The organism is Rathayibacter sp. AY1E2, assembly GCF_002932325.1.
In the GTDB taxonomy this organism is placed as follows: Bacteria; Actinomycetota; Actinomycetes; order Actinomycetales; family Microbacteriaceae; genus Rathayibacter.
In genome coordinates this window covers 26,543-45,671 of the sequence record NZ_PSVO01000005.1, presented here as the reverse complement: position 1 = coordinate 45,671, position 19,129 = coordinate 26,543, and the positions used below count along the sequence as shown (strand labels likewise).

Genomic DNA, 19,129 nt, shown 5'->3' with positions numbered 1-19,129 from the left:
CGTCCTCGATGCCGCTCAGATTCCGTACTGGCGTGACCGCAAAGACCTCGCGCCCGGTGATGCGTGGAGGCAGAGGATCCGCGATGCCGTCCGGTCCGGCTTTGTCACCTTCCTCGCCTGCTTCTCTGACGCATCCCGTGCGCGAGAGACGTCGTACTTGAACGAACAGCTCACGCTCGCCGTCGAAGAGTTCCGGCTCCGCCCACCGGGTGCCACCTGTCTAATCCCTGTTCGCTTCGACGGCGGTAAGGTCGCCTTCGCCCCGAGGCCGAGGCTGTGCAGCGTCGGCGACTCCCAGAGGAGGATCAGCGCGCTCAGGTTCGCGAGCAGCTGCGACCGGTACGGGAAGTCACCCGGCGCCGGGGTCGGCGTCTCCTCGCCCGCGCGCTCCGCATCCATCCCGAGAGCGTAGCGCCGCCCTCCCCGCGCCTCCGCCGCCGGGATGCGGGTCGAGGCGGGTGCCGGGCGCGGCGCGGAACGACGGACGGCCGACGCGCGGGCGACCGGAGCGCTCTGGAACACTCGAGCGAGGGGCGGGGGCTCCGGAGCGGGGGAGCCGTGGCGTCACGCTTCGTCGAGCTCGACGGTCTGCGCGGCCTCGCCGCCCTCGGCGTGGTCGTCTACCACTTCACCACCGCGTTCTCGCTCGATCATCCGGATGCACCGCCGGGATCCGTCGCGCTCCCGTTCGGCGAGTTCGGCGTCCAGCTCTTCTTCGTCATCAGCGGCTTCGTGATCCTGATGTCCGCGGGCCGCGCGCGGCGGCCGTCGGACTTCGCGATCTCCCGCGTCAGCCGCCTCTACCCGGCCTACTGGATCGCGGTGGTCGTCTCGATCGTCGTCGGCGCTCTCGCCCGCGTCCCCGGCACCGACTTCACGCCGCTGGAGCTGCTGCTCAACTTCACGATGGTGCAACGGCTGCTGCTGGTGCCCAACGTGAACGGCGCCTTCTGGACGCTGGCCGTCGAGATGCAGTTCTACCTGCTGGTGCTGCTCGTGCTCGTCCTCACGAAGTGCCGGTTCACGGATCGGCTGGTCCGCGTGCTGGTGGTCGTCTGGCTCGGCGTCGCCGCGACCGCCTCCGTCGCCGCCCACCTCGTCTCGGGAGGCGTCGACGTCGTCTCGGCGCCGGTCGCCGTCCGGGTCCTGGCGAACCTGACGCTGGCCGAGTACGGACCGCTCTTCTGCGTCGGGATGCTGCTGTTCCTCTCGCGACGCCAGGGGCGCTTCGAGCTCCTCGCCGTGCCGGCGGCTCTGATCGCGGCCCTGAACGCCCAGCTCCTCCACGGCGGGCCGGACGGAGCAGTCGTCCTCGGCGTCTGCGCGGCCGTCGCGGTCGTCGCGATGCGGCGCCGGACCGCCGTGCTGCGATGGGCGCCGCTGCTCTGGCTCGGGCGGATCAGCTACTCGCTCTACATCCTCCATCTGGTCGTGGGCAGCGCGATCGTCAGCGCGCTCTGGCCGCTGATCGGCCGCGACGGAGCAGGACTCGTCGCCTTCGTCGTCGTCCTCCTGCTGTCCTGGGGCCTCAACGCGGTCGCCGAGGAGCGGTGGAGCCCCGCCTGGCGCCGCGCCCTCACCCGTCGGCGCGACCGCCGGCTCCCGGCGGGGACGGCGACCGCGGCCTGACGCGGCTGTGCACTCCGCTGGCCGCTCAGCGAGTGCGCCGAAGGAGCCTGTGGACGCCGGTGGCCGCGAAACGCATCTCCGCTCGACGTTCCCTGCACCTTGGCTGAGCCACCGGGACGTCCGGACCCCGGGCCACGTCTTCATCATGTGCCACGGATCGTGAGCACCGCGGCCCCGGCCACGACCTCTGACCATCTGGAGAAGATCATGACCAACGTCACCCCCACCAGCCTCGCCAACGCCTCCTCGGCCAAGCACGGCACCGCCACCTCGGCCGGCAAGAACACGATCGCCGACGGCGTCGTCGAGAAGGTCGCCGGCATCGCGGCCCGCGAGGTCCCCGGCGTGCACGACCTGGGCAACGGCGCCGCCCGCGCCATCGGCGCCATCCGCAACGCGATCAACGCGCAGGACCGCGGCCAGGGCATCTCCGTCGAGGTCGGCGAGAAGCAGGTCGCCGCCGACATCACCGTCGTCGCCGAGTACCCCGTCGCGCTGCAGAAGCTCGCCGACAGCATCCGCTCCGCCGTCTCCGAGGCCATCTCCTCAGTCGTCGGCATGGAGGTCGCCGAGGTGAACGTCACCATCTCCGACGTCTTCATCCCCTCGGACGACAAGGACGACGAGACCGAGAGCCGCGTCAAGTGACTCCGTCCCACATCGGCCTGGTCCTCGGCGCGGTCCTCGCGCTGACCGCTCTCGTCTTCGGATTCTGGGCGCTTCTCTGGGTCGCCCTCGCCATGGCGATCGGCTACGGCGTCGGGCGGGTCGTCGAGGGCAAGCTCGACCTTCGCTCCCTCGGCGACACCCTCCGCGGGCGGCGGTCCTCGTGACCGCGGCGGTGATGGCCGACGAGGCCAGCCACGGCCGCACGACGATCAGCTCGCGCGCCGTGCGCCGAGTCGTGTCGGCCGTCACCGCGGAGGCGCTCGACGTGAACTCGTCCGACGTCTCCGTCGAGCTCGACGACGAGGGAGGACGCCTCCACGTCGTCGCGCGCGCTCCTATCCACGTCACGCCCCTGGGCGAGACGGGCCGTCGCTCCTCCGGGACGCTGCTGGACCGACTCAGCCGGGCGCAGACGACCATCCGCTCGCGCTGCCTCGAACTGACGGGCTCCACGATCGGCCGGGTCGACCTCCGGATCACCGGTGCCGACCTCCGAGAACGAAGGAGGGTGTCGTGACGACTCCCACCACTGCCGGCCGGGCGCTCTACCCGCGCCTGGTGCGGCGCGAGACGCACTCGTCCCGCTCCGGATCGGCGATCGTCCTCGCCGTGCTGCTCATCCTCCTGTTCGCGTGGCTGGGCACGGAGGCGGTCCTCGCCGTCCTCGGGCAGCCCGCGCTGCTCGTGGCCCCGCAGGACGGAGCGTCCTCGCTGCTCAACGCGGCCGCAGCGCCCATCGCGCTGACCGCCGCCGCCGGCGCCGTGCTCGCGCTGATCGGGCTCGTCCTGATCGTCGTGTCGCTCAAGCCCGGCCGTCGCGGCCGTCGTGCCGTCAGCACCGACCGCACCGCGGCGATCGTCGACGACCGCGTCATCGCGCAGGCCGTCGCCCGCACCGCCGGCTACGCCGGTGACGTCGACCCCGACAACGTGTCGGTGTCGGTCGGATCCCGCGTCGTCGACGTGACGGTCTCCCGCACCTCCGGCCGCAGCATCGACGTCACGCCGATCCGCGAGGCCGTCGACGCCGAGCTCGCCACGTTCGACTGCACCCCGCGCCTGCGCTCCAAGGTGCGCCTGTCCGAGAAGGGAACGGTCCGCTGATGACCACCACGAACCGATTCCTCAACCGGCTGCTCCTGTTCGTCGTGGGCCTCGTCCTCCTCCTCGCCGGCGGCGCCGTCGCGGTGGGGTCGCTGCTCCCGCAGGTGCAGGAGAACGTGTCCACCGCCGCGCAGGACGCGGCCGACCCCACGAGCCAGGCCCTCTCGGGCGGCACCCCGTGGATCCTCTGGGTCATCGCGGTCGTCGCGCTCGTCCTCATCCTGCTGCTGGTGCGCTTCATCGTGCGCCAGGGCCGCGGCCGCACCGCCACGCTGCTGCGCGTCGGCTCGGGAGAGGGAGCGGGGACGCCCACGGGCGGCTCCGTCACCATCGACGCGAAGGTCGCCGAGCAGGTCCTCGAGGAGGCCCTGTCGCAGGAGCCGTCCATCGTCGCGGTCGACGTGACCGCGTTCGAGATCAAGCACCAGAAGGTGCTGCGCGTCACCGCGCACACCCGCCGCGGCGCCTCGCCCGCCCGCACCCGGCAGACGGTCGACCAGGCCGTCCGCCAGTGGGACGCCCTCCTCGGCGAGGAGACGCCCGTCGTCATCCAGATCGTCAGTGGTCTGCGGACGAAGATGAGCGGCACCGCCCGCGTGCAGTAGCCGCCGGCACCACCGTCCGGCCCTCCCGATCGGGAGGGCCGGAGAGCCCCGCTCAGGCGGGATGGAAGTCTTTCTGAAGGAGCACCCCATGTCCGATCCGATGGAGCCCGGCACCGTCGAGCGCATCCGAACCGATGAGCAGCCGACCCCGAACGAGCAGAGCCGGCGCGAGTCCGCCCGCCGCGACGGGAAGCCGTCCGAGCCCGAGTCGACCGAGAGCCGGGTCGCGACCGCCGCCGGCGAGAGCGCCCAGCGCGTGTCCGGCGTCCACCACCTCGGTGGAGCCGTCGCCCGCGGCCTCGACCGCGCCTCCCGCCGCGTGCTGGGCACCAGCACCGTCCCTGGAGTCACGGTCTCGAAGGCCGACGGCGTCACCACCGTCGACATCGACCTCGTCGTCGAGTACCCCCACCCCGTCCGCGAGGTCCTGGACGCCGTGCGCGATCAGGTGCAGCGCGTGGCGGAGCCGGTCGCCGGCGGCCACGTCGTCGTCAACGTCGAGGCGACCGACGTCCACGGCCCGTTCGACCCGATCGAGAAGCCGGAGGAGGACAAGGAGCCGCTCGTCGACACCGCCAAGCGCGCCGCGTCCGACGCCCGCGACTCCGCCAAGGAGGCCGCCGGGAACGCCCGCGACGCCGTCTCCGGTGCCGTCGACTCCGCCCGCGGACGCCTGGCGGACGCCGCCGACGACGCCGCGGACGCGATGGACCGCGCGGCCGACGAGCGCGACGAGCGCGCAGCCGCCCAGAAGACGGCCGACGACGAGCGCGCCGCCGAGCGCGACGAGGACGACCCCCGCGTCGAGACGCACGCGGCCCCGGCCGTCGTCGAGACCGCGGAGTTCGTGGTCCGCGTCCAGGTCGAGCCGGTGGACGACGACGGCGACCCCCGCACCGCGACCGTCGAGGTCGCTCCGGCGGAGGAGTCCGAGCACGTCGAGCGCGACGAGGCCGCGGCCGATCGCGACGCCGCTTCCGACGACGCCCACCGCTCCGAGGACGACCGCGCGTCGTCCGCCGCCGGTCGGGAGTAGTCCCGTGCGCACCCGCTCGTACGGTGCGCGACGCAAGCCGCGTGCGGCCTGGATCGCGCTCGGCACGGGCGTCGTGCTCTCGTTCGTGGTCGTCGTCGCCGTGCTGCTGCCCGTCCTCGGGCTGATCGGCGCGGCCGACGGCACCACGGCCGGGGCGCTCGACGTCCCGGTCGGCGCGATCGTCCTCTCGATCGCCCTCAGCTACGCGGTCGGCCTGGCCTGCCTCGCCGTCGCGTTCCTCTCCCGCAACGCGGCCCTCGCCTGGGTCGCCGCAGTGGCCGCCGTCATCGCGACGCTCATCGGCTCGATCTGGCCGCTCGTCGCGACCGGATTCGCCAGCGTCGACCAGGCGAAGGACGTCATCCCCTTCATCCAGGACCTGATCGCCCGGGTCCGGGGGTAGCGTCGGGGCGATGAGCTCCGACTACCTCCGCGCCTACGACGACCAGCTCCGCTCCGACGCCGAGACCCCGAGCGCCGTCTCCGTGACGCGCGAGGGGCCTCTGCGTCTGGTGACCTTCGCCGGCGGACGCGGCTTCGTCACCTACCGCGACCTCGCCGGCGCCTCCTCCGCGGAGATCGCCCGCCTGGTCGCCGCGGCCTGCGCGCACTTCGACGCCGATCCCGGCATCACCCGCGTCGAGTGGAAGACCCGCGGCCACGACGAGGCCCCCGGCCTGCACGACGCGCTCGTCGCGAACGGCTTCGCGCCGGACGAGGCCGAGTCGATCATGATCGGCCCGGTCGAGGCGCTGCTCTCGGACCGGCCGGTCCCGGAGGGGGTCGTGCTGCGGCGGGTCGTCGACGAGCCGGACGTCCGCGCGTTCAGCGCCATGATCGACGCCGCCTTCGAGGAGGAGATCGACGTGTCGATCGCCGACTCGCTCGTCGCCCGCCTGGCGCGCGGCGACGGCATGGAGCTGTGGGTCGCCGAGGTCGACGGGCGGATGGCGTCCGGCGGCCGGCTCGAGCCCGTCCCGGGCACCGCCTTCGCCGGCATCTGGGGCGGAGCGACGCTGCCGGAGTACCGCGGACGCGGGCTCTACGGCCTGGTCACGGCCGCCCGCGCCGCCTCCGCTCGAGCCCTCGGGAAGACCCTCGTGCACAGCGACTCGACCGAGTACTCGCGGCCCATCCTGGAGCGCGCGGGCCTCGTCCGGGTGTCGACGACGACTCCGTACCGTCGACGTCGTCCGTAGTCCGCGCTCCGTGGGTTCGCGGGGATCCCGAGACGCGCAATGTTCGCGCTACTCGATCAGCACGGCGGAGACCCTTGCTGGTCGAGCAGCCGCGCAACGGCGTCTCGAGACCCGCCCGTCCGAGCGTGGGGGATCTCGAGACGAGCGCTACGCGATCGGCGTGGAGGCCTGGTGAGACCCGCCCGATCGTACGCGCGCTGCTCCGATCAGCTCGGGGACGTGATCTCGAGCGCGATGTTGTCGGGGTCGCGGAACTCGAGGAGGCTCATGCCGCCGGCGTCCTTGATCGGCTCGTGGGCGATACCGAGGTCGTCGAGCACGGCCGCGGCGGCCTTCAGCGCGTCGAGGTCGGGGACGGTGAAGCTGACGTGGTCGAGTCCGACCCGGTCCTCGTCGAAGCGGTCGTCGCCGGGCGCGACGGGGCGCAGGCCGAGCAGTCCGCCCGGGAACTGGTAGATCACCCCGCCGAACACGAACGCCAGCTGCTCCTTCTCCTCCGGCGACGCGTCGGCCGGCGGCGCCTCGAAGGCGACGTCGAAGCCGAAGACGGAGTCGTAGAAGGGGCGCGAGACGGCGATGTCGCGGACGGTGAGTCGGACGTGGTTGTAGTCGACAGCGGGGATCGGCACAGGGGTTCCTCTCGGCGGGACGGGCGGAGTGCCCGTCTCCAGTGGTTCGGAGGCGGCGGGCCGCCGGTTCGGGGCTGGCGCCGCCTCCGAGGATCGGGTAGCGCGTCAGTCCAGCTCGGTCGGGCGCGCCGGCTCGGCCAGCAGGGCGCGCGCCGCCATCCCGATCACCGCGCTGTAGGTGGGGTAGGCGAAGCGGACGTTCGCGAGGGTCGCGAGGTCGACTCCGGCCGCCATCGCCGTGGTCACCGACTGCACGACCTCGATCGCGTTCTCGCCGACCGCGTGCGCGCCGAGCAGCAGCTCGCGGCGCCGGTCGGCGATCAGCGTGAGGAACCCGTTCTCGCGGTCGTCGATGACGGCGCGGTCCACATTGGAGAACGGCACCGAGGCGACGACGCACTGCGGGTCGCGCTCGCGGGCCTGCTCCTGCGTGAAGCCGACGCCCGCGTAGTCCGGGTCCGTGAATCCGCCCGCGGGCAGGAGGAACTGAGGCGTGCGCCGGTTCGCGCCGAGCACCGCGTTCTCGGCGGCGGCCTCCGCCTCGAACTGCGCCGCCTGCACGAGCATGTCGCGCCCGTTCGCGTCGCCGACCGCGAAGATGTGCGGCACCACCGTGCGGAAGTACTGATCGGCGGGGATCGCCGAGCGGACGACCTCGATGCCCGCGTTCTCGAGTCCGAGGTCCTCGACGTCGGCGGGCCAGCCGGTGGCCATGATCACCACGTCGACCTCGACCGTCCGGTCCTCGCCGCCCTCGCGCCACGCGATCGCGAGCGAGCCGTCGTCCTGCCGCTCGATGCCCGACACCGTCTCGATCCCGGTGCGGACGCGGACGCCCTGGCGCTCGAAGGCGGCGCCGACGTGCTCGGAGATGCTGGAGTCGGAGGTCATCAGGATCCGCGGGGCGACGTCGAGGAGCGTCACCTCCGAGCCGAAGGCGTTGAAGACGGTGACGAGCTGGGCGCCCGTGTTGCCGCCGCCGATCACGGCGACGCGGCGCGGCAGCTCGGTCAGCCCGAGCACGTCCTCCGGCACGGTCGCGAGCTCGGCGCCCGGGATCGGCAGCCGCCGCGAGTGCCCGCCGACGCAGACCATGATCGAGCGCGCGCGGATCCGCCGCCCGCTGTCGAGCACGAGGGTGCTCTCGTCGACGAAGCGGGCGCGGCCCTCGTGGATCAGGTCGACCCCCGCCTCCTCGAACCGCTGCGCCTCGCGCTTGATCGAGCGCACCAGGTCGACGCGCTCGTGCACGTGGCGCACGGTCGCGGCCCAGTCGAGGACGGGAGTGCCGATCTCGATCCCGTAGTCGCCGGCGGAGCGGGTCTCGCGCATCATCCGCGCCGTCTTCGCGAGGACGCGGGTGGGCACGCAGCCGGTGTTGACGCAGGTGCCGCCGACGCGCGCGGCCTCGAGCACGACGACGCGCGCTCCCAGCTCAGCGGCGCGGAGGGCGGCGGCCGTCCCCGCGGGTCCTGCGCCGATGACGGCGACGTCGTACTCGGCCTGCTCGGGAGTGCTGTCGGGCACGGGGACCTCCGGTTCTGGGTGTGCTCCGATCCTGCCGCTCCGCGCCCCGCTGCACCCGGCCTTGACAGCCCGCCCGCGGACCGGCGTCGCGGGCGTCCCGACGCTGAACATCGGCCGAGGACGGTTGCCCGGCGGGCGCCCGGCACGGTGGGATGACCGGGTGGGCTGCGGCGGGGGACTCGAGCGGAAGGCGCTCCGATGAGCGCCCGCACCTTCGGGGTGGAGGAGGAGTACCTCCTCGTCGACGCCGGCACGTTCCTCCCGACGCCCGCGGCGCCGCTGCTGCTCGGCTCCGTCCGCGGCTCCGCGGCGGTCGCCCTGGCCGCCGAGCTCAAGGCGGAGCAGATCGAGGCGGTCGGCTCGCCCGCCCGCACGCACGACGCGCTGCTGGCCGGACTGCGCGAGGGTCGCCGCCTGGCCGACGACTCCGCCCGCGAGGTCGGCGCCCGCGCCGTCGCGGTCGCGACCAGCCCCGCCGCGTTCGAGCCGCACCTCTCGGCCGACGAGCGCTACGACCGGATGGCCGAGCGCTTCGGCCTCGTCGCCCGCGAGCAGTTCACCTGCGGCCTGCACGTCCATGCCGGGATCGGGTCGCCGGAGGAGGGGATCGCGGTCCTCGACCGGCTGCGCGGCTGGCTGCCCGCCCTCCTCGCCCTGAGCACCAACTCCCCGCTGAGCGCCGGCGTCGACACCGGCTTCGCCAGCTGGCGCTACCAGTCCTGGGGGCGCTGGCCCACCGCCGGCCCGGTCGGGATCTGGGGCGACCTCGAGCAGTACCGGAGCGTCGTCGCCTCCCTCACCTCCTGCGGCGTGCTGCTGGACGAGGGCATGCTCTACTTCGACGCCCGTCTCTCCCGTGCGCACCCGACCGTCGAGGTGCGCATCGCCGACGTCCCGTTGCACGCCGAGGACTCGGCGCTGATCGCCGTCCTGATCCGGGCGCTCGCCGAGACGGCCGTGCGCGACGCGGGCGCCGGTGTCCCGCCCGTGCCGCTGCCGACTCCGGTGATCGCCGTCTCCTCCTGGCTGGCGAGCCGCCACGGCACGACCGGCGACCTGATCGATCCGGTCGACGGCTGCCCGGCCCCCGCCTCCGCGGTACTGGCGCGCCTGCTCGACCACGCGGGTCGGGCGCTGGCGGAGTCGGGCGACGAGGAGGTCGCGGCGTGCGGCGTCGAGCGGGTCCTGGCGCGGGGCACGGGCGCCGAGCGGCAGCGCGCGGTGTGGGAGCGGACGGCGTCCGCGGCCGAGGTGATCGCGGACGCGGCGGAGGCGACGCGCGCCTAGCGGCTCGCTGGTCGCGGCCTCGGCGGTTCAGGGCTCGCTGGTCGCGGGGTCCGGTGACCCGGACTCCACCGTTCCGGACTCCACCGTTCCGGGGTCCGCCGCCTCGGGCTGCGGCGACTCCGGCACCAGCTGGTAGCCGCCCTCGATCGTCCCGTCCGGGCGGAGCAGGATCTGCGTGTACACCGGGGCGCCGCTGCGGAGCGTCGTGCCGCTGACCCGGAGCGGCTCCCCGGCGAAGAACGCCTCCGAGCCGGTGCAGCCGGCGAAGAAGGACGCGTCCGGGCGCTGCACGGCGAGGCACACCGTGGTGCCGTTCGGCTCGGTGATCAGCAGACGGTCGTTCTCGGCGGTGTCGAACCCGGAGCCGTAGACGACGGCCTCTCCGGCGAGCAGGGCGAGGCCCGGCGGGACGTCGGTGGTCGGCTCCCAGCCCTCGACGAGCGCGGCGAAGCGGTCGGCGGGATCCGCGGAGGCGGTCGGCGGGGCGACGGGGTCCGCGGGCGGAGGGAGGAGGAGCGCGGTGGGGACGATCGCGCCGACCGCGGCTCCGCCGACGATCGCGGCGGCGAGCACGAGGCGGCGGCGGCGCGGGTGCGGCGTCCGCGGGGCCGGCCCGTCGGGGTGCTCGGCGGGCGACTCCGCAGTCTCGGAGCCGACGGTCGCCGACAGCGGGAGTGCGGCCGCCGGCAGGGGGGCACGCGAGTCGGTCGCCGTCCCGGGATGCGCCGCGCCCGGCTGCGCTCCGGACGGCGCGGCGCCGGTCTGAGCGCCGGACCGCGTCACTCCGGGAGGCGCGTCCTCCGCCTCCAATTCGCCGAGCCGTCGCAGCGCCTCGCGCCGCTCGTCCCGGTCGGCGCCGTCGTCGCGGGGTCGGGCCGACAGGATCCGCTCGAGATCCCTGCGCTCGTCGTCCTCGGCCTGCACTCCGTCAGTATGGCGGCGCCGGACACGGGAACGGCCCGCGACCCCCGGGACTCCGCCTTCTCAGCGGTGTCCCGGTGGCCGCGGGCCGTTCCGGTGCGGGCGTCAGCCCGACGGGTTCTCGACCGGGTCGCCCTCGGGGTCGGTGGCAGTCTCGGGGTCGACGTGCTCGGGGTCGGTGGTCTGCGGGTCCTCGGGAGTGTTCTTCTCGGTCATCGGATCCTCCTTGTCGCTGGATGCGGAACGTGCGGACAGGTTCCACGCTACGGCGGGAGCTCCGTGGAGCGCGCCCGGTTGACTCCGCCGCCCGGTGTCCGGAACCGAGGTCAGGAGCGGCGGACCCGCCCGAGCGGCCCGGCCCGCTGCTTCCGGCCGCGGCTCCGGACGCCGCTCGCCTCAGCCGGCCCCTTCACCCGTGGCAGCCGCGGGCCTCCACCGCAAGGCCTGGCAGCGCTCTGTCGCGATTCGTACGCTGAACCCATCGAGCCGAGGAGCAGCAGCGCCACATGATCCGCACCACCGTCACCGTCGAGGGCAAGACCTACGGGCTGTCCCAGGGGACCGACGTCGCCGAGCTGAAGCGGTCGGCGACCGAGGCGACGCAGGCCGGAGGAGGCCTCGTCGACTTCGTGATCGTGGGCAACCGCCAGGTCAGCGTCCTGATCTCGACAGGTGTTCCGGTGATCTTCGAGGAGCTCGAGGTGCCGGACGACGACCGCGACACCGGTGACGTCCACCAGCCGTGGGACGACATCGACTACCTCGACTGACCCCGTCCTCCCGGTCGCGCCGAGTCGCGGCCGGGTCCCAGACGCCTGAGGGGCGCCGCCGGCTGGACCCGGCGTCTCTCGGGCACCTCGTGCCGCGCTACTCCGCGGACTCGCTCTCGGCCAGCTCGCCCTCGACCAGCGTGCGGGCGGCCGAGGCGAGGGCCGAGCGGATGCGCTCCGCCGGCTCCTGCAGCATCGCCGCGATCGCGTCGACGTCGTGGCCGCCGGTGTGCCGGAGCAGCCAGGCCTGGCGCTCGAGCGTCGGCAGGGCGTGCAGGCGGCGGTGGAAGCCCGAGCGCAGCAGGTCGTCCTCGCGGATCGCCGGCGGGGCCTGCTCGGCGCGCTCCATCACGGAGCCGCCGCGCTGCACGCTCGCGCGCCCGACCTCGGAGCGCATCAGATCGAGGGCGCCCGTGTCGTCGAGTCCCTGCGGCCGTCCGCTGCGGACGGTGACCGCGGCGTGGCGGAGGGCGGCGTTCGCCGCGGAGTCCGACAGCGTGAGTCGGTAGGCGTACGCGTAGAGGCCGAGGGCGCGGTTCTCGAGGGCGCGGCCGGCGAGCAGCTCGCCCTGCTGCTGCGACTGCGTCATGCCGACGGCGGCGACGGGTCTGTCGTAGGTGGTCACGGTGACTCCTCGGCTCCGCGCGCTCCCGGTCGGAAACGCGTCGGAGGCGATGCTAGGGAGTCGAGAACGATCGTTCTACCCTTGACATTTCAGAATCTTTTTCGATGCATGCGCATGGAAGCGCTTTCCCGACAACCGTCCTGGAAAGTGGAAGCGCTCTCACTCCCGCGCCGAGAGGATGCAGAACTCGTTGCCCTCCGGGTCGGCGAGCACGACCCAGGACTGCTCGCCCTGCCCGACGTCGGACCGCGTCGCCCCCAGGCCGACCAGCCGCGCGACCTCCGCCTCCTGGTCGTCCGGCACGAAATCCAGGTGCAGGCGGTTCTTCACGGTCTTGCGCTCGGGTACGTCGAGGAAGAGCAGGCTCGGCCCGCGGCCCGACGGGGCGAGCAGCTCGATGCCGTCCTCGTCCTCGTCGACGACGTCCCAGCCGAGCGCCTCCTGCCACCAGTGCCCGAGGGTCCGGAAGTCGGTGCAGTCGACGATGATCTCTTCGAGTCGGAGGGCCATGCACCGACGCTAATCGGCGCAGGGCGTGTCGGGGAAGTGCGTCCGGCGGGTCCGCGCGGCGCCGCGGCTCCGTCCGGCCGTGTCGTCCGCGGGGACGGGTGCCCGTGCCGCTTCGGCACGAACGCTGGCGGCCGGAGCGGCGGCGCGGCATCCTCGACGCGGGTGCCCCTGCGCCCGGGGACGAGGAGCAGCATGAGCACCGCACGCGAGCAGTGGGAGGCGCGCTACGCCGACTCCGATCGGATCTGGTCGGGCCGCCCGAACGCGACGCTGGTCGGGCTGGTCGGCTCGCTGCCGCCGGGCCGCGCCCTCGACCTCGGCGCCGGCGAGGGGGCGGATGCGCTGTGGCTGGCGTCGCTCGGCTGGCGCGTCACCGGGCTCGACCTCTCCGAGACGGCGCTGGGCCGGGCGCGCGCGGCCGCGGCCGAGCGGGGCGCCGACGTGGACTTCGTGCAGGCCGACCTCGCCGAGGACTGGCCGGTCGTGGGGGAGTTCGACCTGGTGACGGCGAGCTTCCTGCACTCGATGGCCGAGTTCCCGCGGATCGACGTGCTGCGGCGGGCGGCCTCCGTCGTCGCTCCCGGCGGCCGCCTCGCCGTCGTCTCGCACGCCGCGCCCCCGCCGTGGGCGAGCGGCGACGACCACCGCCACGGAGCGATGCACCTCGTCGGCCCCGAGGAGGAGCTCGCCGAGCTGGCCCTCGACCCCGCCGAATGGACAGCGGAGCTCGTCGAGACGCGGGAGCGCGCCGTGACCGCTCCCGACGGCACGGCCGCCGTGCTCGTGGACGGCGTGCTGCTCCTGCAGAGACGCGGCTGAGCAGGCGCCGCTCGAGGACCGCGGCCGGGCTAGCGTGGTCCGCGACCCCGACCCCGCAGGAGGCGCCGATGCCGTTCGATCCGTACCTCGCCGCTCGGCTGCCCCTCCTGGCCGGCCTCGCGTATCCGCTCGACGCCGAGCAGGCCGCCCGCATGGCCGCGTTCGAGGAGGATCCGGGGCCCTGGTCGCCGCCCGAGGGGATCGACGTCGTCACGGAGACGGCGTCCGGCCCGCACGGACCGGTCCCGCTGCGCGTGTACTCGCCCGCCGCGCCCGAACGCGCTCTGCTCTGGGTGCACGGAGGAGGATTCGCCGCCGGGAGCGTCGACATGCGCGAGTCGCACGTCGTCGCGGCGGAGCTCGCCCACCGGGCGCGGGCCCGGGTCGTCTCCGTCGACTACCGGCTCGCCGGCCCCGACGTCCGCTACCCCGTGCCGCTGGACGACGTGCACGCCGCCTGGCGGCACCTCCGCTCCGAGGAGTCCGGATCCACGCCCGTCGCGATCGGCGGCGCGAGCGCGGGAGCGGCCCTGGCCCTCGGCGCGGTCCTCCGCGAGCGCGACGCCGGTGCGCGGCTGCCGGAGCACGTGCTCCTGGCCTACCCCTTCGCCCACTTCCCCAACCCCGCCGTCGACGACGCGATCGCGGTCGAGCTGCGCGAGCTGCCGCCGGTCCTCCGCTTCCCTCCGTCGAGCATCGAGGGCATGGTGCGCACCTACCTCGGGCGGATCTCCGACCTCCCCGTCGAGGCGCTGCCCGGCTCCGCGCCGCTGGCGGGTCTGCCTCCGGTCACGGTTGTCGTGAACGAGTACGACGAGCTGCGGGGGTCGGCGGAGCTGCTCCTGCGCCAGCTCGCGGAGGCGGGCGTCGCCGTGACCGGGCACCTGGCCGCCGGCATGCCACACGGGCACCTCAACCGGACGCCGGCGCTGCCCGAGGTCGACCGCTCGCTGCATCTCTTCGCGGCTCAGCTGCGCGCGATGGGCTGAGGCGCTCGGCCCCGTCCCGTCCGCTCTGCCCCGCTCAGCTCAGGCGCGGTCCGCACCGTCCCGCTCAGGCGCGGTCGTGCAGGGTGACGTGGTACCCGTCCGGGTCGGCGAGGGTGAAGGTGCGCCCGAACGGGCCGTCGATCGGAGCCGCGACGACGGGGTGCCCGTCGGCGACGAGCGCGTCGTGGATCTCCTGCACGCCGGTCGCGTGGAGCCAGATCGCGGCGCCCACCCCGGGGCGGGAGGCGGAGTCGAGGTCGGTGCCGGGCGCGAGGTCGCGCAGGGCGAAGGCGATCGGTGTCGTCGTGAAGACGACGGCGTGCGGCGGGCCGGCGGGCGAGCGGACCAGGCCGAGGTACTGCTCGTAGAACGCCTGGGACGCCGCGAGGTCGCGGACCTGGAGCGAGACGAAGTCGGGGCCGGTGACGGGCATGGGGTTCCTCCTCGGTTGTGTCAGCTTTCTGACACACCAGAGCGTATGTCAGAATACTGACATGAGTCAAGACGGCATCGACCTCGAGACCTCGCTCGGCTACCTGCTCAAGGAGGCGTCGAGCGCGCTGCGCGCGGCGATGGAGGCCGTGCTGCGCCCGCTCGGGATGACGGTCACCCACTACTCCTGCCTCGAGCTCCTCGCCCAGCGGCCGGGCCTCTCGAACTCGGAGCTCGCGCGGGGCGCCTTCGTCACCCGGCAGTCGATGAACGTCCTGCTGCAGACTCTGGAGCGCGACGGCGTCGTCACCCGCCCCGACGCGGCTCCGGTCGGCAAGGCGCTCCCCGCCAGGCTCACCGAGCGCGGACGCCGGAGCCTGGCCGAGGCGTCCGCCGCCGTCCGCGGGGTGGAGCTGCGGATGCTGGAGGGGCTCGCGGAGGAGGAGCGGCAGGCGGCGGCGCGCCTGCTCCGCGGAATGATCCGGTCGCTCCGGGCGGACGACCGCACTTGAGGGGGCCGGCGATACGGCGTACGGGATCTTTGTCGGCGTGTTCGCGGGCGCTCTGGTGTTCCCGATCGTTCGCGGCGATGATCAGCCAGGACACAGGTGTCAGCAGAGACATTCGGAGCACCCCCTTGAGGGCGGAGAACGCTTGAACGGCGCACGCGAGAACCGCCGAGGTCTCTCCCTCTTCGTCACCGTCTCGAACGAGCCGTCCGCCGACACTCTCGCGCTCGCTGCTTCCTGCCCGCGAAGGATGCGGTGGGCGCACGGGCGTCTTCGACCGCTTGTTCGATACTGATCGCCTGGGGACGGCTGCTCTCACTAGAGTCGTGGCGTGGGACGCGAGCTGCAGCTGGGTGAGGCTCTTGCGCGGGTGGAGGCTCTCGGATCGTCGCTGGTGCGGCTCACCAGTGAGCAGGCCGTCAGGGCTGAGATCCAGTCGACCGCTCAAGAACTCTGGTCACAGCTCGCCCCTCGCGATCGTGCCGCGCATCGGAAACTCGGCGCGAGGGTACTGGTAGAAGCGGCGGTCGCGTCCTGGAAGACGAACAGTCGACTCGTGGCGCTGTCGTTGCTCCGGCAACCGGTGCGTCAAGGTCCGCCTCCGCTCAGTTTCGTGGGGATGTCGGATTCCGAGGCGAGGAGTCACCTCGGGGAGCGTCACCGCGAGAAGGAGCGATCTGCCGAGGTTGTTCCGCAACCGCCCAAGCTCTTGATCATGTCCGCTGGGGAGAAACTGGCCTTCCGCTCGTTGGTCGAACCCACGACCCCGCCGAGGTCGGATGGACCGGTCTGGCACCGCGGTCCGGACTCAGGACCCGGCGGCAACTACGGATATCCGCGGAGTCTGGCAGCATCCACGAACCAGGACCGGCCTTGGAGAGAGGCTGAGCGGGAGGTCTGGCGCTGGCTGATCCGCCAAGGCGTTGCACGTGCCCGGTTGGGACGCGGATCCAGGGACGGAGGGATCGATATCGAGTCCGTCGATCTCATCGTGCAGGTGAAGTATCAGACGCGACCGATTTCCGAACCCGCGGTGCGAGATCTGTGCGGCGCATCGATGATCGATCAGAAAAAACCAGTCATTGTTTCCAGGTCCGGCTTCACCAGGTCTGCTTTCGCGTTTGCAGATCGGTCGGGAACCGCACTCTTCCGCTACGAGCCGGATTCACCCGAACCGATGAATGCCCATGCGAAGACCCTTCTGACCCGTCTAGGTGAGAGAGCTGTGCAGTGATGGTCGCTGAGTTCGCGAGGCACGGCTGTCCAAGGTTCTCCGGATCTCCGGGCTGATGCGTCCTGAGGCCGCGCTGTTCCGCCGTCTGTAGGAACGGGCGTCGCGCGCTCGCCGGTACGGTCGCGTTCATGGCAGCAGGAGGAGCGGTGCGCCCGCTCGACGTCGGGATCGTCGGCGGCTCGATCGGCGGACTGTTCGCCGCGGCCCTGCTCGTCCGCGACGGGCACCGCGTGACGGTCCTCGAGCGGTCGGCGACGGGCCTGTCGCGGCGGGGAGCCGGGCTGGTGGCCCAGCAGGACCTGATCGACCTCCTGCACGCGATAGGCCGCGACGACGAGGCGCGGGTCGGCGTCGTCGCGCACGAGCGGATCACCCTCGACCGCTCCGGGCGCGTGATCAGCCGCGACCCCTCCCCGCAGACGCAGGTGTCGTGGGACCACCTCTACGACACGCTCCGCTCGCGGATCCCCGCCGACCGCTACCTCCTCGGTCACGCCGTCGCCGAGGTGCGCCCCTCGACCGGGACGGACCCGGTCGTCGTCGAGCTGCGCGACGGGAGCGGCCTGGAGTTCGACGTCGTCATCGGAGCCGACGGCCTCGGATCCGTCATGCGCGCGGCGGTCGCGCCCGAGGCGCCGGGGAACCGCTACGCCGGCTACTCGACCTGGCGCGGGCTGATCCCGGAGTCGGCGCTCCCCGCCGGGGCCGCGGCGACTCTGCTCGGACTCTTCGCCTTCTACACCGCGCCCGGCGAGCACATGCTCGGCTACCTCGTCCCCGGACCAGCCGGCGAGGTGGAGCCCGGCCGACGGCGCTACAACTGGGTCTGGTACCGGCCCCTCTCGGAGGAGGCCCTCCGCGGAGTGATGACGGCGTCCGGCCGTCCGCCGGAGAGCGTGTCCCTCGCGCCCGGCGATCTCGCCCACGATCTCCGCCGTCGGCTCGAGGAGGACGCGGTCGACCGCCTGCCGCCGCCCTTCGCGGCCTCCGTCCTCGCCGAGCCGCAGCCCTTCCTGCAGGCGATCGTCGACTACGTCCCGCCGCGGACGGTCCGCGGCCGGGTCGCCCTCCTCGGTGACGCCGCCGTGACGGTGCGGCCGCACACGGCCATGGGCGCGGCCAAGGCGGCGGGCGACGCGCTGGCCCTCGCCGCCTCCCTCGCGCGGCACCCGGTCGACGAGGCACTCGAGCGCTACGAGGCCGAGCGGCTCCCCGTCGGCCGCGCCATCGCCGAGTACGGCAGGCGCCTGGGCCGCTCGATCCCGTTGCTGTCCGAGTGACCGCAGTACCGCGCTCCTGATCGATCCCGGACGTCCGCAGTGACCACCGCCTTCCCGGTGACGAGGCGCCACTGCGAAAGATCGCGATCGAGAGCGAAGAAGAAGGTCTCCGCTGGAAGTCCTCAGGTGAGCCGAGGTCCGTGCTCGTCACGAGTTCATCCCCCGCCCCCGCCTGGCCGCTCCCCGCCGTCCGCCGCGCGTCCCTTGCTCCTCGACCGCGGAGACGGCACCCTCGGGTGACGGCCCACGGCGAAGGAGACGCATGGACGACGACGGACTCCTGGCTGCGCTGCTGCGGGGACGGCCGGCGACGCTGGCCGACGCGGCGGAGCTGACCCACATCGACGAGGCCGAGGTCGCTGCGGCGATCGAGCGGCTCCGCGGCCGGGGGCTCATGGGCGGCGAGGGCGAGCAGCTCGACTTCCCGGCACCGATGGAGTGGGCGGCCGCGGCCATCGCCCGGCACACGGAGTCGGCGCGGCGGGCGGGCAGGGAGTCCCTGGACGGGATCGAGCGCGTCGTCGCGGGCCTGCCGATGCTGCTCGGCGCCTGGCGGGTCGGTGAGGACACGTCGGATCCGGTGCCGACCCTCCTCCGTCACGGGCCGCACGCGTCCGAGGATCTCTGGTTCGACCTGGTGCGCCGCGACTCCGGCTCCCTCGTGGCGGTGCTCCCGAACGTGGAGCGGTTCCTCGACCCGCCGACGGAGCGGGCGATCCGCTTCGGGCACGCGCTCGCCGCGAAGGACCGGGTGCGCGTCATCATGCCGGCCGCCGGCGCGCGCGACCCGCGGGTGCTCGCGCGGGTGGAGGCGTACCAGGCGGCGGGCGTCGAGTACCGGCTCCTCGAGAGTCCGCCGAGCTGGTTCTGGGTCGACGGCGACCACCTCGCCGTCCCGTTCGAGCGGGGCGAGACGAAGCCGACCAGCGTGCTCGGCGTGCGCCATGCGGCGCTGGCCGGGCTGGTCGAGTCGTACTTCGAGGTCCTGTGGCGGCAGGCCGCTCCGATCGGCGCCGTCGACCAGAGCTGGCTGCCGCTGCTCCGGCTGATGCGCCAGGGCGTCACGCTCGAGACCGCGTCGCACCGGCTCGGCATGAATCCGCGGACCGGCCGCCGCCGCGTGGCCGCCGCGATGGAGCACTACGGAGTGGCGACGCTCTTCGCGCTCGGCACGGCGTGGGCGGCGGACTCGCGCACCCGCGACGGCGACGCCGGTGCCGGAGAGCCGGTGCTCGATGATCCGGAGGCGCTCGAACCGGGAGCGCTGGACGACGGCGAGATCGACCTCGCCGAGACGGTGCCGCGCGATTGAGCTCCCGCGGGACCGAGCCGTGCGGCCGACCCCTCGACGCCTT

Annotated in this window: 24 protein-coding genes; 18 read left to right on the top strand and 6 right to left on the bottom strand. The window is 73.4% G+C overall.

Annotation, left to right across the window (positions count from 1 at the left end; genetic code table 11):
• Window positions 1–19: 19 nt before the first annotated feature.
• The 10 genes from C5C49_RS17510 to C5C49_RS05900 all read left to right on the top strand — a co-directional run bounded on the left by C5C49_RS17510 (window position 20) and on the right by C5C49_RS05900 (window position 6,242).
• A complete protein-coding gene (locus C5C49_RS17510) occupies window positions 20–412 on the top strand; it encodes a toll/interleukin-1 receptor domain-containing protein (RefSeq protein ID WP_374953846.1) in 393 nt (130 codons plus the stop codon).
• 146 nt (window positions 413–558) lie between these two features.
• Entirely contained in the window at window positions 559–1,629 is a 1,071-nt protein-coding gene (locus C5C49_RS05940) for an acyltransferase (RefSeq protein WP_181135718.1), read from the top strand.
• Window positions 1,630–1,836: 207 nt separating this feature from the next.
• Entirely contained in the window at window positions 1,837–2,277 is a 441-nt protein-coding gene (locus C5C49_RS05935) for an Asp23/Gls24 family envelope stress response protein (RefSeq protein ID WP_104223989.1), read from the top strand.
• On the top strand, window positions 2,274–2,462 hold the full coding sequence (locus C5C49_RS05930; protein WP_104223990.1) for a DUF2273 domain-containing protein: 189 nt from the start codon (window positions 2,274–2,276) through the stop codon (window positions 2,460–2,462). The genes C5C49_RS05935 and C5C49_RS05930 overlap by 4 nt, the downstream gene beginning before the upstream one ends.
• The gene (locus C5C49_RS05925; RefSeq protein WP_258068397.1) at window positions 2,459–2,815 is read left to right on the top strand and encodes a hypothetical protein; all 357 of its coding nucleotides are present in this window, start codon (window positions 2,459–2,461) and stop codon (window positions 2,813–2,815) included. Before C5C49_RS05930 ends, C5C49_RS05925 begins: the two co-directional genes overlap by 4 nt.
• Window positions 2,812–3,402 (top strand): DUF6286 domain-containing protein, encoded by a 591-nt coding sequence (locus C5C49_RS05920; protein WP_104225847.1) that lies wholly within the window; start codon window positions 2,812–2,814, stop codon window positions 3,400–3,402. Before C5C49_RS05925 ends, C5C49_RS05920 begins: the two co-directional genes overlap by 4 nt.
• Entirely contained in the window at window positions 3,402–4,007 is a 606-nt protein-coding gene (locus tag C5C49_RS05915) for a hypothetical protein (protein WP_104232926.1), read from the top strand. Before C5C49_RS05920 ends, C5C49_RS05915 begins: the two co-directional genes overlap by 1 nt.
• A gap of 88 nt (window positions 4,008–4,095) precedes the next feature.
• Window positions 4,096–5,043 carry an Asp23/Gls24 family envelope stress response protein gene (locus C5C49_RS05910; RefSeq protein WP_181135717.1) on the top strand — a complete coding sequence of 316 codons (948 nt, stop codon included), beginning with the start codon at window positions 4,096–4,098 and terminating at the stop codon, window positions 5,041–5,043.
• A gap of 4 nt (window positions 5,044–5,047) precedes the next feature.
• A complete protein-coding gene (locus C5C49_RS05905; protein ID WP_104345677.1) occupies window positions 5,048–5,446 on the top strand; it encodes a hypothetical protein in 399 nt (132 codons plus the stop codon).
• 10 nt (window positions 5,447–5,456) lie between these two features.
• Window positions 5,457–6,242 carry a GNAT family N-acetyltransferase gene (locus C5C49_RS05900; RefSeq protein ID WP_104345676.1) on the top strand — a complete coding sequence of 262 codons (786 nt, stop codon included), beginning with the start codon at window positions 5,457–5,459 and terminating at the stop codon, window positions 6,240–6,242.
• Between the two features lie 206 nt (window positions 6,243–6,448).
• Here the strand turns inward: C5C49_RS05900 and C5C49_RS05895 are convergent, their stop codons facing one another.
• Window positions 6,449–6,871: a VOC family protein gene (locus C5C49_RS05895; RefSeq protein ID WP_104223996.1), complete on the bottom strand. Its 423-nt coding sequence runs from the start codon at window positions 6,869–6,871 to the stop codon at window positions 6,449–6,451.
• 105 nt (window positions 6,872–6,976) lie between these two features.
• Entirely contained in the window at window positions 6,977–8,398 is a 1,422-nt protein-coding gene (locus C5C49_RS05890) for an NAD(P)/FAD-dependent oxidoreductase (RefSeq protein WP_258068396.1), read from the bottom strand.
• Between the two features lie 198 nt (window positions 8,399–8,596).
• On the opposite strand from C5C49_RS05890, the gene C5C49_RS05885 reads away from it, so the two are divergent.
• Window positions 8,597–9,685, top strand: a complete 1,089-nt coding sequence (locus C5C49_RS05885) for a glutamate--cysteine ligase (protein WP_104345674.1) — start codon at window positions 8,597–8,599, stop codon at window positions 9,683–9,685.
• 27 nt (window positions 9,686–9,712) lie between these two features.
• Here C5C49_RS05885 and C5C49_RS05880 read toward each other — a convergent pair whose 3' ends face one another.
• Window positions 9,713–10,609 carry a hypothetical protein gene (locus C5C49_RS05880; protein WP_104345673.1) on the bottom strand — a complete coding sequence of 299 codons (897 nt, stop codon included), beginning with the start codon at window positions 10,607–10,609 and terminating at the stop codon, window positions 9,713–9,715.
• A 503-nt stretch (window positions 10,610–11,112) separates the two neighbouring features.
• Here C5C49_RS05880 and C5C49_RS05875 point away from each other — a divergent pair.
• Window positions 11,113–11,376 (top strand): hypothetical protein, encoded by a 264-nt coding sequence (locus C5C49_RS05875; protein ID WP_104255218.1) that lies wholly within the window; start codon window positions 11,113–11,115, stop codon window positions 11,374–11,376.
• 97 nt (window positions 11,377–11,473) lie between these two features.
• Here C5C49_RS05875 and C5C49_RS05870 read toward each other — a convergent pair whose 3' ends face one another.
• Window positions 11,474–12,001: a hypothetical protein gene (locus C5C49_RS05870; RefSeq protein ID WP_104345672.1), complete on the bottom strand. Its 528-nt coding sequence runs from the start codon at window positions 11,999–12,001 to the stop codon at window positions 11,474–11,476.
• Between the two features lie 159 nt (window positions 12,002–12,160).
• The gene (locus tag C5C49_RS05865; protein ID WP_104224051.1) at window positions 12,161–12,511 is read right to left on the bottom strand and encodes a VOC family protein; all 351 of its coding nucleotides are present in this window, start codon (window positions 12,509–12,511) and stop codon (window positions 12,161–12,163) included.
• A 192-nt stretch (window positions 12,512–12,703) separates the two neighbouring features.
• Between C5C49_RS05865 and C5C49_RS05860 the strand changes: the two genes are divergently transcribed.
• Both C5C49_RS05860 and C5C49_RS05855 read left to right on the top strand, forming a co-directional pair.
• Window positions 12,704–13,330, top strand: coding sequence for a class I SAM-dependent methyltransferase (locus C5C49_RS05860; RefSeq protein WP_104345671.1), 627 nt, complete (start codon window positions 12,704–12,706; stop codon window positions 13,328–13,330).
• A 68-nt stretch (window positions 13,331–13,398) separates the two neighbouring features.
• Window positions 13,399–14,319 (top strand): alpha/beta hydrolase fold domain-containing protein, encoded by a 921-nt coding sequence (locus tag C5C49_RS05855; protein WP_104345670.1) that lies wholly within the window; start codon window positions 13,399–13,401, stop codon window positions 14,317–14,319.
• Between the two features lie 64 nt (window positions 14,320–14,383).
• Here the strand turns inward: C5C49_RS05855 and C5C49_RS05850 are convergent, their stop codons facing one another.
• The gene (locus tag C5C49_RS05850; RefSeq protein WP_104250485.1) at window positions 14,384–14,752 is read right to left on the bottom strand and encodes a VOC family protein; all 369 of its coding nucleotides are present in this window, start codon (window positions 14,750–14,752) and stop codon (window positions 14,384–14,386) included.
• Window positions 14,753–14,813: 61 nt separating this feature from the next.
• On the opposite strand from C5C49_RS05850, the gene C5C49_RS05845 reads away from it, so the two are divergent.
• The 4 genes from C5C49_RS05845 to C5C49_RS05830 all read left to right on the top strand — a co-directional run bounded on the left by C5C49_RS05845 (window position 14,814) and on the right by C5C49_RS05830 (window position 19,086).
• Window positions 14,814–15,263 (top strand): MarR family winged helix-turn-helix transcriptional regulator, encoded by a 450-nt coding sequence (locus C5C49_RS05845; protein WP_104257475.1) that lies wholly within the window; start codon window positions 14,814–14,816, stop codon window positions 15,261–15,263.
• Window positions 15,264–15,591: 328 nt separating this feature from the next.
• Window positions 15,592–16,494: a restriction endonuclease gene (locus C5C49_RS05840; RefSeq protein ID WP_146084855.1), complete on the top strand. Its 903-nt coding sequence runs from the start codon at window positions 15,592–15,594 to the stop codon at window positions 16,492–16,494.
• A gap of 128 nt (window positions 16,495–16,622) precedes the next feature.
• Window positions 16,623–17,774 carry an FAD-dependent monooxygenase gene (locus tag C5C49_RS05835; protein WP_219814573.1) on the top strand — a complete coding sequence of 384 codons (1,152 nt, stop codon included), beginning with the start codon at window positions 16,623–16,625 and terminating at the stop codon, window positions 17,772–17,774.
• Window positions 17,775–18,036: 262 nt separating this feature from the next.
• On the top strand, window positions 18,037–19,086 hold the full coding sequence (locus tag C5C49_RS05830) for a hypothetical protein (protein ID WP_104232915.1): 1,050 nt from the start codon (window positions 18,037–18,039) through the stop codon (window positions 19,084–19,086).
• Window positions 19,087–19,129 lie beyond the last annotated feature (43 nt).